Raw genomic sequence first — 15,181 nt, 5'->3', positions numbered from 1 at the left:
CACTTAACGAGATGGCAACGGCGTTCGGTGTTTCAAGCGTGAAGACAGTGAAGCAGAGGCCACACCGGTCGGCTCCACCCCCTCCACATCACGGACGGGCCCCTCGCCCCGGGGGGCCGACTCCGAGACCGATTCGGACGCCGACCCTGAGGCGGACTCCGAGGCCGACCCGCGGACTCCGAGGCCGACCCTGAGGCCACCCCTGAGTACGCATCAGGGGCAGCGGGCACTCAACTTCAGGGTTCCGTCGGGGTGTTCACCTGATCACGGAGGGTGTCGGCGACGCCTACCGTCGAGGCATGACCTCAACCGCCCAGACGCTCCCCGTGTCCGCACGTCTCCCCTTCGCCGCGGCCCCCGCGCTGCTTGGCGCGTACGGCGTCATCCGGATCGTGGACGGCCTCGACGGCAGCCACGGTCCGGGAGCCGCCTGGACCATCGGCCACATGTGCTTCCTCGTCGGTCTCGCGTACTTCGTCCGGACTTTTCAGGTGATGCGGGAAATCGGCGGCCGCGACCGGGTGGGCGCCGTCGGGTTCTGGGTGGGCGCGGCCGGATACCTGGCCCTGGGGGCGCAGTTCGGCATCGATCTGGTCGTCGGCTTCCTGTCCGACGACCACGCCGACATGGCCGAGCTCTTCACCCGCATCCAGGACGTACCCGGCATCGAGCCGGTCGTCTACAGCTTCGGCCCGATGCTGTTCTTCATGGCGCAGCTCCTGCTGGTCACCCGGCTCACCGCCCGGCGGGTACTGCGGCCGTGGGCCCCGGTGCTGGTCCTCGTCGCCACCCTGCTGCCGTTCGCCGACAAGGACCTCATACCGCTCGGCGCGGTCCTGCTGCTGGTCTCCTTCGCCCCGCTGTACCGCGCGGGAAGCCGGCGCGTCGCCCTGGCCGCCTGAGGCCGGAAAACCGGTACAACCAAGTCCTGCCGTCGTGAGTCCTGATCGCCAACGGCTTAAACCCCGTTGACAATCAGGACTTTTCAGGCCTGCCCGGCATTCCCAGGTCTTGCCAGGGCCTTTGCCCGTACTGAAGGAACGCATGAACCCATCCAGAGGCACGATGGCCGCGACCACCACCGCCCTCGTGCTCGCCACCGCGGGCGGTCTGCTCACCGCGACCGCTACCCCGGCCTCCGCCGACGTCAGCTGCGTATCCCCCGTCTATAAGCGGCAGTTCTTCGCGAACACCACTTTCTCCGGCACAGCGAAGAAAACGGACTGCGACGGCGCGATCGACCAGAACTGGGGCACCGGCGCCCCCGCTTCGGGCCTGCCGTCCGACAACTTCGGCATCCGCTGGACGGTGACGCGCGACTTCGGCTCGGGCGGCCCCTTCGCCCTCCCCGTCACCACCCAGGACGGCCTGCGCGTCTACCTCGACGGCACCCGCAAGGTGGACCTCTGGAAGAACGTCTCCACGACCCAGTCGAAGACGGTCAACATCACCATCCCGTCCGGCAAGCACACCCTGCGCGTCGACTTCGTCAACTGGACAGGCAAGGCAAACGTCACCTTCACCTACAAACCGCGCACTTCGGCAAGCGTCGACACGGTCAAGCCGCTGACCCCGACGGGCACTTCGGTGACGTACGACACAGCCACCGGCAAGGCCGAGCTCACCTGGTCCAAGAACAAGGAGATGGATCTCGCCGGTTACCGCGTCTACCGGCGCCTCCAGGGCAGCACGAGCTGGACGAAGCTGACGACCACGACCGCCACCTCGTACACCGACACCCCGCCCGCCACCGGCCAGACGTACTACTACGAGGTCCGCGCCTACGACATGGCGGGCAACACGTCGGCGGGCAGCACCGACCGACCGGTCACGACACCCGACAGGACCGCGCCGCCGATCCCCTCCGGGCTCACGGCGACCGACGGGCAGCCGGGGATCGCACTGACCTGGAACTCCGTCCCGGGCGCCACGAGTTACGTCGTGTACCGGCGCTGGGAAGAGGACGGCGGCGACGAACCGACGCCCAAGGTGGCGACGGTGACGTCCGCCGCGTGGACCGACGCCACGGCCAAGGAGAACCTGTACTACAGCTACTGGGTCACGGCGGTCGACGGCGCCGGCAACCAGTCCGCCAAGTCGGCGCGTGCCGGCGTCGAGCGCGGCGACCACGCGCCCTCCGCGCCCACCGGCCTGACGGCCGCGACGGCGCCCACCGGTATCGCGCTGACGTGGAAGGCCCCCACCACCCCCGTCACCCAGGACCTGACGCACTACCGGATCTACCGCAAGGGCCAACTCCTGGACGAGATCCGCAGCACGCGGACCTCCTACACCGACACCGAGGTCCGGCAGGGCACCGCGTACGCGTACACGCTGACCGCCGTGGACATCCAGGGCCACGAGTCCGTCGTGTCCGCGCCCGCGACGGCCACCGCACCGGCGACGGGACTCGCTCCGGCGCCTGTCACGGGGCTGAAGGGTTCCTTCGACGGCAACGAGATCGGTCTGCTGTGGCAGCGCAGCCCGGAGAGCGACGTGGACCACTACGACGTCTACCGGGCCGTGCTGGTCAACGGCGTCTGGGAGTACGAGAAGTGGGGCGAAGCCCACGATCCGGGCTGGGAGGACGAGCCGACGCTGGGCTACTTCGACGAGCTCTACGAGCCGCAGGGCGAGACCGCGCGCTGGGCGGTGATCGCCGTGGACGAGAACGGCAACTCCCGGTACGGCACCGGTGAGGAGTTCTCGTACGTCACCCTGACCGAGCCGGTGGGTACCCCGGACGCCTGACGTACGGCCGAACTCCGATCCGCGTTTCCTGCTCGTCGGCCGAACTCCGAGCTCCTGATCGTCGGGGGGGCTCCCGCACCGCCGACGATCCCGCCCAGCACCAGCACCGAAGGACCCCACGACCCCGGCCAGACGCACGACCGCCGCGGCCGCGACCGCCGTCGTGCGATGTGGAGGTGAGCTGGTGGTCGCCCGCGGGCACGGAGAGCTACAACAGTGCCCGGGTCTCCCGCTGGAACCCGCAGACCGCCACCTTCGATCCGCTGCCCGACACGGAGTACTGGCCGACCCGCGACTACAACGTCCCGACGGGTACGACCCTGTGGTACCAGGTCGTCGGCGTGCGCGACGACGGCAGCACCTCGCAGCCGGTCCTCGTGGGTGTGGCCGTGCCGCCGGTCCCCTGACCGTGCCGCCGGTCTCCTGAGCTGCACGGTCTTCTGAGCAGCACGAAGGGGCGGCACCGGACGCTATCCGGTGCCGCCCCTTCGGCGCGAAGTCCCCGCTCCTGCTACTGCTCCTGGTCCCTGCGCTTCGGGCGCCACACCACCAGCGCGCTCGTCTGCTGGACCTCCTGGTAGGGGACCAGGTCACGGCGGTACGAGGCGTGGACGGCGGCCTCGCGCTGCTGCATGGCGGCCGCGGCGCCGTCCAGGGCCGACTGCAGTTCCGCGACGCGGGACTGGAGCGCGGCGACCTGGTTCTCCAGCTCGATGATGCGCTTGATGCCGGCCAGGTTGATGCCCTCGTCCTGCGACAACTGCTGGACGGTGCGCAGCAGTTCGATGTCGCGGGCCGAGTAGCGGCGGCCCCGCCCGGCGGTGCGGTCGGGGGAGACCAGGCCCAGGCGGTCGTACTGGCGCAGGGTCTGCGGGTGCAGGCCGGAGAGCTGGGCCGCCACCGAGATGACGTAGACCGGGGTCTCCTCGGTCAGTTCGTACGGGTTGCGTCGACGGCCGTCCATCGCTCTCATGCTCCCTTCGCGGCCTGGAACAGCTCCGCCCGCGGGTCTTCGCCCGCGGTCGCCTCGCGATACGCCTCCAGGGCGTCACGAGCCTTGCCCGACACGTCCTTGGGGACCGCCACCTCGACGGTGACGAGGAGGTCGCCCCGTGTCCCGTCCTTGCGGACCGCGCCCTTGCCGCGGGCCCGCATCGTACGGCCGTTGGGCGTGCCCGGCGGCAGCTTCAGAGTGACCGGCGGTCCGCCCAGCGTCGGCACGCGCACCTCGCCGCCGAGCGCCGCCTCCGCGAAGGTGACGGGCACGGTGATGGTGAGGTTGTCGCCCTTGCGGCCGAAGACCGGGTGGGCGTCCACGTGCACGGTGACGTACAAGTCGCCTGCCGGGCCGCCCCGTTCACCAGGGGCTCCCTTGCCGCGCAGCCGGATCCGCTGGCTGTCGCTGACGCCCGCCGGGATCCGTACCTGCATGGTCCGGGACGACTTCGCGCGCCCCGAGCCGTTGCAGACCAGACAGGGGTGCTCCGCGATCAGGCCGCGGCCCTTGCAGTCCGGGCAGGGGTCCGTGAGCGAGAAGCCGCCGCCCGAACCCCGCGCCACCTGGCCGGTGCCGACGCAGGTCGGGCACACGCGCGGTGTGCCGTTCTTGTCGCCGGTGCCCGAACAGGCCTTGCAGGGCTGCTGCGAGGTCATGCGCAGCGGAACGGTCGCGCCGTCCACGGCCTCCGTGAAGCTCAGCGTGACCTCGGTGTCGATGTCCTGGCCGCGCCGGGGCTGCGTACGGGTGCCGGTGGTGGCGCCACCGCGGTTGAACAGGCCCCCGAAGACATCCCCGATGCCGCCGCCGAAGCCGCCTCCCGCGCCCTGTCCCTGGGCGCCGCCTCCGAAGAGGTCGCCCAGGTCGAAGTTGAAGGAGCCGCCGCCGGCGCCGGGACCCGGACGGAAGCCGCCGTTGCCGAAGAGGGCGCGTGCCTCGTCGTACTCCTTGCGCTTCTTGGGGTCGCCGAGCACGTCGTTCGCCTCGGAGATCTCCTTGAAGCGCTCCTCGGCCTTGGCGTTGCCCTTGTTGGCGTCCGGGTGGTACTCGCGGGCGAGCTTCCGGTACGCCTTCTTGATCTCGGCCTCGGTGGCGTCCTTGGGGACGCCGAGGACCTTGTAGAAGTCCTTCTCGATGAAGTCCTTGGTGCTCATCCTCAGCGTCCCTCCTTCCTTATCGTTTCAACGTCAGCCCTCGTCCGGGCCACCGCTCTCCTTGTCGTCGGCCGCCTCCGCGGAATCCTGGGAGTCCGCCTTGACGGTCTGCGCACCCGGCTGGGGCTCGGCGACGGCCACCCGCGCGGGGCGGATGGTGCGCTCGCCGATGCGATACCCCGGCTGCAGAATCGCCACGCACGTCGTCTCCGTGACATCCGGCGCGTACGAGTGCATCAGGGCCTCGTGGATCGTCGGGTCGAAGGGCTCACCCTCCTTGCCGAACTGCTGGAGCCCCATCTTCGCCGCGACGGTCTCCAGCGACTCGGCCACCGACTTGAAGCCGCCGACCAGTTCGCCGTGATCCCGCGCGCGACCGATGTCGTCGAGTACGGGCAGGAGCTCGGTCAGGAGGTTCGCGATGGCGATCTCCTTGACCGCGATCCGGTCGCGCTCGACCCGTCGGCGGTAGTTCTGGAACTCGGCCTGGAGCCGCTGGAGGTCCGCCGTGCGCTCGTTGAGCGCCGTGCGCGCCTGGTCCAGCTGGGCCGTCAGGCCGACCAACTGTGCTGCTGCGTCCCCGTCCGGGGCCGCCGCCCCCTCCGAAGAGGGGGTGGCGGTCTGCGGCTCGGCGTCGTCAGAGGTGGCGCCGGAGGGGACGTCAGGCTTCTCCTCGAAGCCCGGGGTCTCCTCCGTCACGCGGCACCGTCCTTACGGTCCTCGTCGACGATCTCGGCGTCGACGACGTCGTCGTCGGCCTTCGGGGCCTCGGCGCCGGGAGCGTCGCCGCCCGCGGCCTGCGCGGCCTGGGCGTCGGCGTACATCGCCTGGCCCAGCTTCTGCGAGACGGCGGCGACCTTCTCGGTGGCCGTACGGATCTCGGCGGTGTCCTCGCCCTTGAGCGCGGCCTTCAGCTCCTCGACGGACGCCTCGACCTCGGTCTTGACCTCGCCGGGGACCTTGTCCTCGTTGTCCTTGAGGAACTTCTCCGTCTGGTAGACGAGCTGCTCGCCCTGGTTGCGGGTCTCGGCGGCCTCGCGGCGGGCGTGGTCCTCCTCCGCGTACTTCTCGGCCTCCTGGCGCATCCGGTCGACCTCGTCCTTCGGTAGCGAGGAGCCGCCGGTGACGGTCATCTTCTGCTCCTTGCCCGTGCCGAGGTCCTTCGCGGTCACGTGCATGATGCCGTTGGCGTCGATGTCGAAGGCGACCTCGATCTGCGGGACACCGCGCGGGGCCGGCGGCAGACCGGTCAGCTCGAACATCCCGAGCTTCTTGTTGTACGCCGCGATCTCGCGCTCGCCCTGGTAGACCTGGATCTGCACGGAGGGCTGGTTGTCCTCGGCGGTGGTGAAGATCTCGGACCGCTTGGTCGGGATCGTCGTGTTCCGCTCGATGAGCTTCGTCATGATGCCGCCCTTGGTCTCGATACCGAGGGACAGCGGGGTCACGTCGAGGAGCAGGACGTCCTTGACCTCCCCCTTGAGGACACCGGCCTGGAGGGCGGCGCCGATGGCGACGACCTCGTCCGGGTTCACACCCTTGTTGGCCTCGTTGCCACCGGTCAGCTCCTTGACGAGCTCGGCGACGGCGGGCATACGGGTGGAGCCACCGACGAGAACGACGTGGTCGATCTCGGAGAGGTTGATGCCCGCGTCCTTGATGACGTTGTGGAACGGGGTCTTGCAGCGCTCCAGAAGGTCGGCGGTGAGCTGCTGGAACTGGGCGCGCGTGAGCTTCTCGTCCAGGTGCAGCGGGCCCTCGGCGGACGCCGTGATGTAGGGCAGGTTGATCGAGGTCTCGGTGGACGAGGACAGCTCGATCTTGGCCTTCTCGGCGGCCTCGCGCAGGCGCTGGAGGGCCATCTTGTCCTTGGAGAGGTCCACGCCGTGGCCGCTCTGGAACTGCTTCACCAGGTAGTCGACGACCCGCTGGTCCCAGTCGTCACCACCGAGGTGGTTGTCACCGTTGGTGGCCTTCACCTCGACGACGCCATCGCCGATCTCCAGCAGGGACACGTCGAAGGTGCCGCCACCGAGGTCGAAGACGAGGATGGTCTGGTCGTCCTTGTCGAGGCCGTAGGCGAGCGCGGCCGCGGTGGGCTCGTTGACGATACGAAGGACGTTGAGACCGGCGATCTCACCGGCTTCCTTCGTCGCCTGACGCTCGGAGTCGTTGAAGTACGCCGGTACGGTGATGACGGCGTCGGTGACCTTCTCACCCAGGTAGGCCTCGGCGTCGCGCTTCAGCTTCTGCAGAATGAAGGCGGAGATCTGCTGGGGGTTGAAGTCCTTCCCGTCCAGGTTGATCTTCCAGTCCGTGCCCATGTGGCGCTTCACGGAGCGGATGGTCCGGTCCACGTTCGTGACCGCCTGGCGCTTGGCGACCTCGCCGACGAGCACCTCACCGTTCTTGGCGAAGGCGACGACGGACGGCGTGGTCCTGGCGCCCTCGGCGTTGGTGATGACGGTGGGCTCGCCGCCCTCCAGAACGCTGACGACGGAGTTAGTCGTGCCCAGGTCGATGCCGACCGCACGTGCCATGGTTGATTCCTCCAGCAATGACTTGAGTGGAACGGACTCAAGTGTGCATGACCCTCGCCGCTGGGTCAACAGAGCTGAGTCGGGGCGGCTCAACTCTTATCTGTTCCTTACGCGCAAGAGGCCGCTGACCTGGGAGTTTACCGCGGCCGGGGCTGAGGATTTCAGCCCCGGCCAGCACCCATCAGCCCGTCCGGGGTTTGAGGACGAGGTCGTTCAGGCCGATACGGGGGCCTGGAGGCGCTGCGTCCATGAGTGGCTCCGCCGCGGGCCCCAGGGGACGGGAAGGGGTAGGGGCGGCGGGGGCGAGAAATCGGACGCGCGCCGCCCATGGGGGAAACCGGACGCGCGCCGCCCCTGGGAGAAACCGGACGCACGCCACCCACGAGTACGACGAGCGCGACACCCCCGGCCACCCACCACGCGGCCCCCGCCCCCGCCCACCCCAGATCGATCAGCAGCCCCACCAGCGCCCCACCAAAGGCGGCGACACCGATGACGACCATCACCCCCTGCCGCGTCATCCCGAGCCGCCGCATCCGGTGCACGAGGTGATCGGGCGCGGACCGCAACAGTGCCCGCCCCGCCCGCCACCGCGAGACCAGCACGAGTAGGGCATCGGCACTCGCCACCGCCGTCAACGCGAACCCGGCCCCGAGCCCGTCCCCGGCCCCCCGCCCCGCCTGCACCAGCACGACCGCCGAGGCCAGCACGAACCCGGCGAACAGCGCCCCGCACCGCCCCGGCACGATCCGGGCCGGCGGCCACCCGTGCATCAGGAACCCGGTGAGCGCGGCGGCCAGCACGCTCAGCAGCGCCGCGAGCCCGTCCATGACCTCGACGGCCGCACACCCGCTGAGCGCGAAGGCGGTGATGACACCCACGGTCCCCATCACCCCGTCGGCGTGGTCGAGGGAGGCGAAGGCGTGCACGACGAAGACGATCCAGGCGGCGGCCAACACCCCGCCCGGCAGCCCGAGTTCGTCGTACGGCACGACCAGCCCGGCGGCGCCACCCACCCCGGCCACCCGCACCACCGCCGGTACGGCCCACAGATCGGCGACCAGCCCGAGCAGGGCGACCCCGATCCCGACGACCAGTACCCGCCCGGCCTCCGGCCCCAGCGGAGCGACGTCCGTCCAGTCCCCGACCCCGGCGACGAGCCCCGTGCCGCCGACGACGGCCACCCCGCCGAGCAGCGGAACCGGCCGCACCCTCCCCCAAGCTCTCGACCTCGCTCGAGCACGAGGGACCCCCATCCGCTCCACCACCCCGAAGCGCAGGGCGAACGTCCGCAGCAGCGCGGCGAGCGCGGCGGTGAGGAGCAGGGCGGCCGTGGCGGCGGCGATTCCGTACAACACGTCGCCAATTTAGGCGTGATTGTCACAGTATTGCGCGAATAACACGATCTGGTTTACGTGCCGTCTGGTGCTGGGGGCCGCTGCGGCACTGCTGGGGCAGGACGTGTTCGCGGGGGAGCGGAGCTGGGACGCGCTGCCGAGGGACACTGAGACCAGGCGCCCCGACTACGGCATCGGCTGGGGCCGCTCCACCATCCTGTGCGTCTGCTTCGCGCCGGCGGGGGTCAGCTCGTCGGACGCCCTGAGGGCCGGGGACCTCCCCACCTGGGGGCCTCCGGGGCCGGCGGTGGCGGTCCTCGCCGCCGTCGGCATCGTCGGCGCCCTCGTGTTCCACCGCGCGCGGCCGCGTTCGAGAAGCGCCGGACGGCCGCATCCCACCCCGTACCCGAATTCGTCCTCAAACCGCTCCTCTGAGCCGGGCCCCGGGCGACACCGGACCGCTCAGGCAACCCTCAGCGACGCAGATCACCGCACTCCTGACTACAGTGCGGCGCAGGAAGTGGGTAGTCTCAGACGGACTGCATAAGTTACCGCTTAGTAATCACCTTCGAGGTCACTCTCGGAGCAACACCTCGCAGGCCCGAGGAGCCCCCAAATGCAACTCGCCGCGATCATCGTGTCGCTGGTCCTGACCGTGGTCGGCGTTGCGCTGCTCGCACGCGCCATCGGCCAGTTCGTCCGGTACTTCAAGCTCGGCCAGCCGGTGCCCGCCGGCGCCCGGACCGACAACCCCTATCAGCGCAGTGTGACGCTGGTCAGGGAGTTCCTCGGCCATACCCGGATGAACCGGTGGGGCATCGTCGGCGTCGCCCACTGGTTCGTGGCCGTCGGCTTCCTGACGCTGCCGCCGACCCTGGCGCAGGCGTTCGGTCAGCTCTTCAAGGCCGACTGGGTGCTGCCGGTCATCGGCGACTTCCTGCCGTTCGAGATGTACACCGAGTTCATCGGCGCGATGACGGTCCTGGGCATCGCCGTGCTCATGGTGATCCGGCTGCTGAGCCTGCCGTCGCGGCCCGGCCGCAAGTCCCGGTTCGCGGGCTCCAAGGCCGGACAGGCGTACTTCGTCGAGTACGTCATCCTCACCATCGGCCTGGCCATCTACACGCTGCGCGGCCTGGAGGGCGCGCTGCACCACGTGGAGAGCTACGAGGCCGGGTACTTCGCCTCGTACCCGCTGGTCCTCGCCTTCAAGGGCCTGAGCGTCTCCGCGCTGCAGAATCTGGTCTACCTGGTCGCGATGATCAAGATCAGCACCTCGTTCATCTGGATGATCGTGGTCTCGCTGAACACCAACATGGGTGTCGCCTGGCACCGCTTCCTCGCCTTCCCGAACATCTGGTTCAAGCGGAACGCGACCGGTGAGACCGCCCTCGGCGCGCTGCTGCCGATGACGAGCGGCGGCAAGGCCATCGACTTCACCGACCCCGGTGAGGACGACGTCTTCGGTGTCAGCCAGGTCGAGCAGTTCTCCTGGAAGGGCCTGCTGGACTTCTCCACCTGCACCGAGTGCGGCCGCTGCCAGTCGCAGTGCCCCGCCTGGAACACCGGCAAGCCGCTCTCCCCGAAGCTGCTGATCATGTCGCTGCGCGACCACGCGCACGCCAAGGCCCCGTACCTGCTGGCCGGCGGCGGCAAGGACATGGAGGGCAACGAGAAGGCCTCCGAGGAGCAGCTCAAGGACGTACCGGCCGCGGCCCTCGCGGAGGCCGAGCGCCCCCTCATCGGCACCGCCGAAGAGAACGGCGTCATCGACCCCGACGTCCTGTGGTCCTGCACCACCTGCGGCGCCTGCGTCGAGCAGTGCCCGGTCGACATCGAGCACATCGACCACATCGTCGACATGCGCCGCTACCAGGTGATGATCGAGTCCGCGTTCCCGTCCGAGGCGGGCACGATGCTCAAGAACCTGGAGAAGAAGGGCAACCCCTGGGGCCTGGCCAAGAAGCAGCGCCTGGAGTGGACGAAGGAAGTCGACTTCGAGGTGCCGGTCGTCGGCAAGGACATCGAGGACCTCAGCGAGGTCGACTACCTGTACTGGGTCGGTTGCGCGGGTGCCCTCGAAGACCGCGCCAAGAAGACCACCAAGGCCTTCGCGGAGCTCCTCCACATCGCGGGCGTCAAGTTCGCGATCATGGGCGGCGACGAGAAGTGCACCGGTGACTCGGCCCGCCGCCTCGGCAACGAGCCCCTGTTCCAGGAGCTCGGCATGGAGAACGTGGCCGCGCTGAACATGGCGTTCGGCGAGGACGACGAGTCCCCGGAGACGAAGAAGCCCAAGTCGGCGAAGAAGATTGTCTCCACCTGCCCGCACTGCTTCAACACCATCGCCAACGAGTACCCGCAGCTCGGCGGCGACTACGAGGTCATCCACCACACCCAGCTGCTCCAGCACCTCATCGACGAGGGCAAGCTGCTCCCGGTGACCCCGGTGGACGGTCTGATCACCTACCACGACCCCTGCTACCTGGGCCGCCACAACAAGGTCTACACGCCCCCGCGCGAGATCATGTCCGCCGTCCCGGGCCTGCGCCAGCAGGAGATGCACCGCCACAAGGAGCGCGGCTTCTGCTGCGGCGCCGGTGGTGCGCGGATGTGGATGGAGGAGCGGATCGGCAAGCGCATCAACAACGAGCGCGTCGACGAGGCCCTGTCGCTCAACCCGGACATCGTGTCGACGGCCTGCCCGTTCTGCCTGGTCATGCTCACGGACTCCGTGAACGGCAAGAAGAACGAAGGCAAGGCCAAGGAGTCCATCCAGGTCGTCGACGTCGCCCAGCTGCTCCTCGACTCCGTCAAGACACCGGTCGACCCGGCGGGCGAGGCCGAGTCGGAGAGCACGCCGGAGCCGGAGCCGGTGAAGTAACCGGCCCGGACGGCCCGACCAGTCCGAACGGTCGACCGACGCCCCCTGCCCGTGCTCGGGCAGGGGGCGTCGCCGTTCCGGGTCAGTTCAAGTGGCGTGGGAAGGGCTTATTCGAGACGAAGCCGGCCTCGGTTCCTTCGTCGCCGAGCACCCGGCCCAGCCCTCTGAACCGAGCGAGACGTAGGCCAAGCCCCGGCCCGCGTGACCCATCCCGCACGCCGCACCCCTTAACCCCCCGCTCGAACACGTGCATGATGACCCGCGTTGTTGTCTCCGGGGCGGGTGAGGTGCGCGGTGAGCGGGCGAAGAGCGGGTACGCGGGTGGCGGCAGCCCTGGCGGTATGCGCCCTCGGGGGCGGCCTTCTCGCCGCCTGCGGCCCCAGCACGGAGGCCGGGGCGCCCCAGCACACGCCGGTACAGATCGCGAAGGCCCCGGCCCAACTCCCCGTCCCCCAGGGCAAAGGCAGCAAGGTCGCCGACGACTTCAACGGCGACGGCCACCGCGACCTGGTCCTGGGCGACCTCGTCAAGGAGCAGAGCCACGCGGACGACGCGGGCATCGGGATCGTCTACGGCGGCGCGCACGGACTCACGCCCGGCGCCCGGCAGTTGCTCAGCCCGAAGAAGCATGCCGCCCCCACCAAGGGCCAACTCCCCGCCGTATTCGACGCGGAGGCGAGCTGTGACCTCGACAAGGACGGCTTCGCGGATCTGGTCGTGTCGACCGACCCTCCGTACGACGGCCAGGGGCAGCCGCCGGTCCCCCTGCAGATCCTCTTCGGCTCCCCCAAGGGCCTCACCGGCAGGGCGGTCAAGCTCGCCGTCCCGGCGCAGGCACGTTTCGGCAACGACTGGCCCGACCAGCCCGTGTGCGGCGACTTCGACGGCGACGGCGCCGAGGACCTGGTGGTGCACGCCTCGGCGGGCCGACTCAGTTACCTGCGCGGCCCGTTCAGCCGCAAGGGCGCCCCGCGCAAGGCCGGTGCGCCGATCCCCTCGCCGGGCGAGGTCCCCACGGGCCCGGCCGCCGACGTGAACCGCGACGGATACGACGACCTCCTCGTCCGTACGGCGCAAGGAAGCGGCAAGTCGGCGGTGGTCCTCGGCGGGCCGACCGGACCGACCCGCACCGGAGTCGTCCTGCCGGCCGGCATCGACGTGGCGATCGGCCGGTTCGGCAAGGGCAAGGCGCTGGACGCCGCGGTCGGCTCCATGGGCGGAACGTCACTGCGCTACGACCTCCCCGGCGCCGCGCGCGGCAGCGTCTCCACCCCGGGCTCGGTGCTCGACTACGGCGACTTCGACGGCGACGGTCTGAGCGAACTCATCTCCAGCGGTACGGAGTTGAGGGTCCTGCGCGGCCGTACGACCGGTCTGTCCGCGGCGGGCATGGTCACCGTGAAACCGCCGGCCCAGGGCACCACCCGGGTGCTGACGGTGGGTGACTTCACCGGGGACGGGCGTGCGGACCTGGTGGTGCGGACGTACCGGGGCGAGACGAAGGACACGGTCGCGGTGTACCCGGGGGCGGCGAAGGGCCTGGTCGCGGCGGAGCCGACGGTCACCTTCTCCACCTCGGAGTTCCTGACGTCGTAGCGCACCGAGGGCGGTCCCCGACGCCATAGCGTCCTGAGGGCAGTCCCCGACGCCGTAGCCTCCTGAGGTCAGTCCCCGACGCCGTAGCCTCCTGAGGTCAGTCCCCGACGCCTTAGGGCTCTGAGGGCAGTCCGCGATCTCGTGGCGCCCTGAGGGCAGTTCGCCGTCGCCTCCCTCTTCACAGGAACCTCAAAGATTGACCGAACACACGTACAACCGTTGCGCAACACCGAAGGTCTCCTGATCGCCCACCGACTGCGGATGCCCCTGCCGGGACATCCCCGCATGCCGCAGGAGATCCCGCATGCACAAGCACCACCCGCGACTCGCCCTCGCGGCGGCCACCGCCGCCGCGCTGACGGGCGGTCTGCTCACCTTCTCGGCCGCACCGGCGACGGCCGCGAGCGCTTCCCGCTCCTACCGGGCGGACTTCAACGGCGACGGCTACGGCGACGTCGCGTTCGCCGCGCCGTACGCGAACGTCGGCGGCAAGGTCCTGGCCGGTTATGTGGCCGTGGTCTACGGCGGCTCCACCGGCCTCAACCCCGCCAAGCGCACGGTCGTCAGCCAGAACACCGCGGGCGTGCCCGGCACCGCCGAGGAGGAGGACTTCTTCGGCGAGGCGCTCGCGGTGGGCGACCTCAACGGCGACGGCTACACCGACCTCGCGGTCGGCGCCCCCGGCGAGGACGTCGGTTCGGACACCGACGGTGGCTCCGTCACCGTGCTGTGGGGCTCGTCGAGCGGCATCAAGAACGGCACCACGGTCAAGGACCCGGCCGCCGCCTCGCACGACGAGTGGGGCCGCCGGCTGACCGCGGGCGACTTCAACGGCGACGGCAAGGCCGACCTGGCCGTCGCCACCAGCGCCTCGCACGCGTACGTCGTCAAGGGCCGCTTCACCACCACCGGCACGACCGGCGGCACGCAGAAGATCGACCTGCCCGGTAAGGCCAAATACGGCATCGACGCGATGGCGGCGGGCGACACCAATGGCGACAAGAAGGCCGACCTCGTCCTCACCTACCGCACGGCCCTCAACTCCGACGGCTCGGGCGACTGGACCAAGGGCGTCGCGTACCTCGGCACCTCCTCCGGCCTGGAGACCTCGGTGCCGCGCCCGCTGAACGGTGGCACCTCCATCGCGCTCGGCGACATCAACGGCGACGGCTACGACGAGATCGCCCTCGGCAACGTCTTCACCAAGGAGCAGGGTCACGAGGGCAGCCCCGGCGGCAAGGTCGTCGTCATCCGCGGTTCCGAAGGCGGCCCGATCAACGGTGACATCCCGATGGCTCAACTCACCCAGGACTCCGAGGGCGTTCCCGGTGCCGACGAGGCCGGGGACGGCTTCGGCGCCTCGGTCTCCATCGCTGACGTCAACGGCGACGGCTACGGCGAACTCGCCATCGGCGTCGTCTTCGAGGACATCGGCACGAGGAAGGACACCGGCTCCACCGTGGTGCTGACCGGCTACGCGCTCAAGAGCGGCCGCGCGATCTCGCAGGACACCTACAACGTCCCCGGCTCACCCGAGTCCATGGACTACTTCGGCTCCGACGTCCTCCTGTCGGACGTCAACAAGGACGGCCACGCCGACTTCACCGTCGCCGCCGGCTTCGAGGACGAGGGCGTCGGCGCGATCACCGCGCTGCAAGGCTCCGCGGGCGGCGTCACCACCGCCGGCGCCCGCTCCTTCGGCCCGGGCACCTTCGGCCTGTCCCGCACCTACGGCTCGTTCGGCACCGGCCTCATCGGCTGACCTGCCGAAGGCGGCTCTTTTGTGGGGCGTCGAGCTCCGGCCCGGCGCCCCACCAGCCACGAGAATTTACCGAACTCACGTACAACCCTTAAGCCCCAGCGATGGTCTCCTGATCGCCGACCAACCGTGAACCCGAGGACAACTCCCGGCAAACACGGAC

Annotated in this window: 11 protein-coding genes; 6 read left to right on the top strand and 5 right to left on the bottom strand. The window is 69.8% G+C overall.

The features are described 5' to 3' along the window. Window positions 1-299 precede the first annotated feature (299 nt). From ACFY0T_RS08865 to ACFY0T_RS08855, 3 genes are all read left to right on the top strand, one after another. On the top strand, window positions 300-902 hold the full coding sequence (locus ACFY0T_RS08865) for a hypothetical protein (RefSeq protein WP_388866208.1): 603 nt from the start codon (window positions 300-302) through the stop codon (window positions 900-902). 142 nt (window positions 903-1,044) lie between these two features. Continuing rightward, the gene (locus ACFY0T_RS08860; RefSeq protein WP_388866205.1) at window positions 1,045-2,751 is read left to right on the top strand and encodes a fibronectin type III domain-containing protein; all 1,707 of its coding nucleotides are present in this window, start codon (window positions 1,045-1,047) and stop codon (window positions 2,749-2,751) included. Between the two features lie 176 nt (window positions 2,752-2,927). Then, window positions 2,928-3,158 (top strand): hypothetical protein, encoded by a 231-nt coding sequence (locus tag ACFY0T_RS08855; protein WP_388866202.1) that lies wholly within the window; start codon window positions 2,928-2,930, stop codon window positions 3,156-3,158. A gap of 104 nt (window positions 3,159-3,262) precedes the next feature. Here the strand turns inward: ACFY0T_RS08855 and ACFY0T_RS08850 are convergent, their stop codons facing one another. From ACFY0T_RS08850 to ACFY0T_RS08830, 5 genes are all read right to left on the bottom strand, one after another. After that, the gene (locus ACFY0T_RS08850) at window positions 3,263-3,715 is read right to left on the bottom strand and encodes a heat shock protein transcriptional repressor HspR (protein ID WP_388866199.1); all 453 of its coding nucleotides are present in this window, start codon (window positions 3,713-3,715) and stop codon (window positions 3,263-3,265) included. Between the two features lie 5 nt (window positions 3,716-3,720). Further along, entirely contained in the window at window positions 3,721-4,902 is a 1,182-nt protein-coding gene (dnaJ, locus tag ACFY0T_RS08845) for a molecular chaperone DnaJ (protein ID WP_388866196.1), read from the bottom strand. A 33-nt stretch (window positions 4,903-4,935) separates the two neighbouring features. Further along, complete coding sequence (grpE, locus tag ACFY0T_RS08840; RefSeq protein WP_388866194.1) at window positions 4,936-5,601, bottom strand: nucleotide exchange factor GrpE; 666 nt, start codon at window positions 5,599-5,601, stop codon at window positions 4,936-4,938. Continuing rightward, window positions 5,598-7,442 (bottom strand): molecular chaperone DnaK, encoded by a 1,845-nt coding sequence (gene dnaK, locus ACFY0T_RS08835; protein ID WP_388866191.1) that lies wholly within the window; start codon window positions 7,440-7,442, stop codon window positions 5,598-5,600. Before dnaK ends, grpE begins: the two co-directional genes overlap by 4 nt. 161 nt (window positions 7,443-7,603) lie before the next feature. After that, window positions 7,604-8,800 (bottom strand): MraY family glycosyltransferase, encoded by a 1,197-nt coding sequence (locus ACFY0T_RS08830; protein ID WP_388866188.1) that lies wholly within the window; start codon window positions 8,798-8,800, stop codon window positions 7,604-7,606. 595 nt (window positions 8,801-9,395) lie between these two features. On the opposite strand from ACFY0T_RS08830, the gene ACFY0T_RS08825 reads away from it, so the two are divergent. The 3 genes from ACFY0T_RS08825 to ACFY0T_RS08815 all read left to right on the top strand — a co-directional run bounded on the left by ACFY0T_RS08825 (window position 9,396) and on the right by ACFY0T_RS08815 (window position 15,021). Next, a complete protein-coding gene (locus tag ACFY0T_RS08825; RefSeq protein WP_388866185.1) occupies window positions 9,396-11,663 on the top strand; it encodes a (Fe-S)-binding protein in 2,268 nt (755 codons plus the stop codon). A gap of 294 nt (window positions 11,664-11,957) precedes the next feature. Continuing rightward, entirely contained in the window at window positions 11,958-13,259 is a 1,302-nt protein-coding gene (locus tag ACFY0T_RS08820; RefSeq protein ID WP_388866182.1) for an FG-GAP repeat domain-containing protein, read from the top strand. 304 nt (window positions 13,260-13,563) lie between these two features. Then, on the top strand, window positions 13,564-15,021 hold the full coding sequence (locus tag ACFY0T_RS08815; protein WP_388866180.1) for an FG-GAP-like repeat-containing protein: 1,458 nt from the start codon (window positions 13,564-13,566) through the stop codon (window positions 15,019-15,021). Window positions 15,022-15,181: the final 160 nt, after the last annotated feature.

The organism is Streptomyces sp. NPDC001530, assembly GCF_042894545.1.
GTDB lineage: Bacteria > Actinomycetota > Actinomycetes > Streptomycetales > Streptomycetaceae > Streptomyces.
This window is presented reverse-complemented; position numbering and strand designations above follow the sequence as displayed.

Bases quoted from the DNA above. Each gene is read 5' to 3' on its own strand.
- ACFY0T_RS08865 (WP_388866208.1), top strand. From the start codon at position 300: ATGACCTCAACCGCCCAGACGCTCCCCGTGTCCGCACGTCTCCCCTTC.
- ACFY0T_RS08860 (WP_388866205.1), top strand. From the start codon at position 1,045: ATGAACCCATCCAGAGGCACGATGGCCGCGACCACCACCGCCCTCGTG.
- ACFY0T_RS08850 (WP_388866199.1), bottom strand. From the start codon at position 3,715: ATGGACGGCCGTCGACGCAACCCGTACGAACTGACCGAGGAGACCCCG.
- dnaJ (WP_388866196.1), bottom strand. From the start codon at position 4,902: ATGAGCACCAAGGACTTCATCGAGAAGGACTTCTACAAGGTCCTCGGC.
- dnaK (WP_388866191.1), bottom strand. From the start codon at position 7,442: ATGGCACGTGCGGTCGGCATCGACCTGGGCACGACTAACTCCGTCGTC.
- ACFY0T_RS08825 (WP_388866185.1), top strand. From the start codon at position 9,396: ATGCAACTCGCCGCGATCATCGTGTCGCTGGTCCTGACCGTGGTCGGC.
- ACFY0T_RS08815 (WP_388866180.1), top strand. From the start codon at position 13,564: ATGCACAAGCACCACCCGCGACTCGCCCTCGCGGCGGCCACCGCCGCC.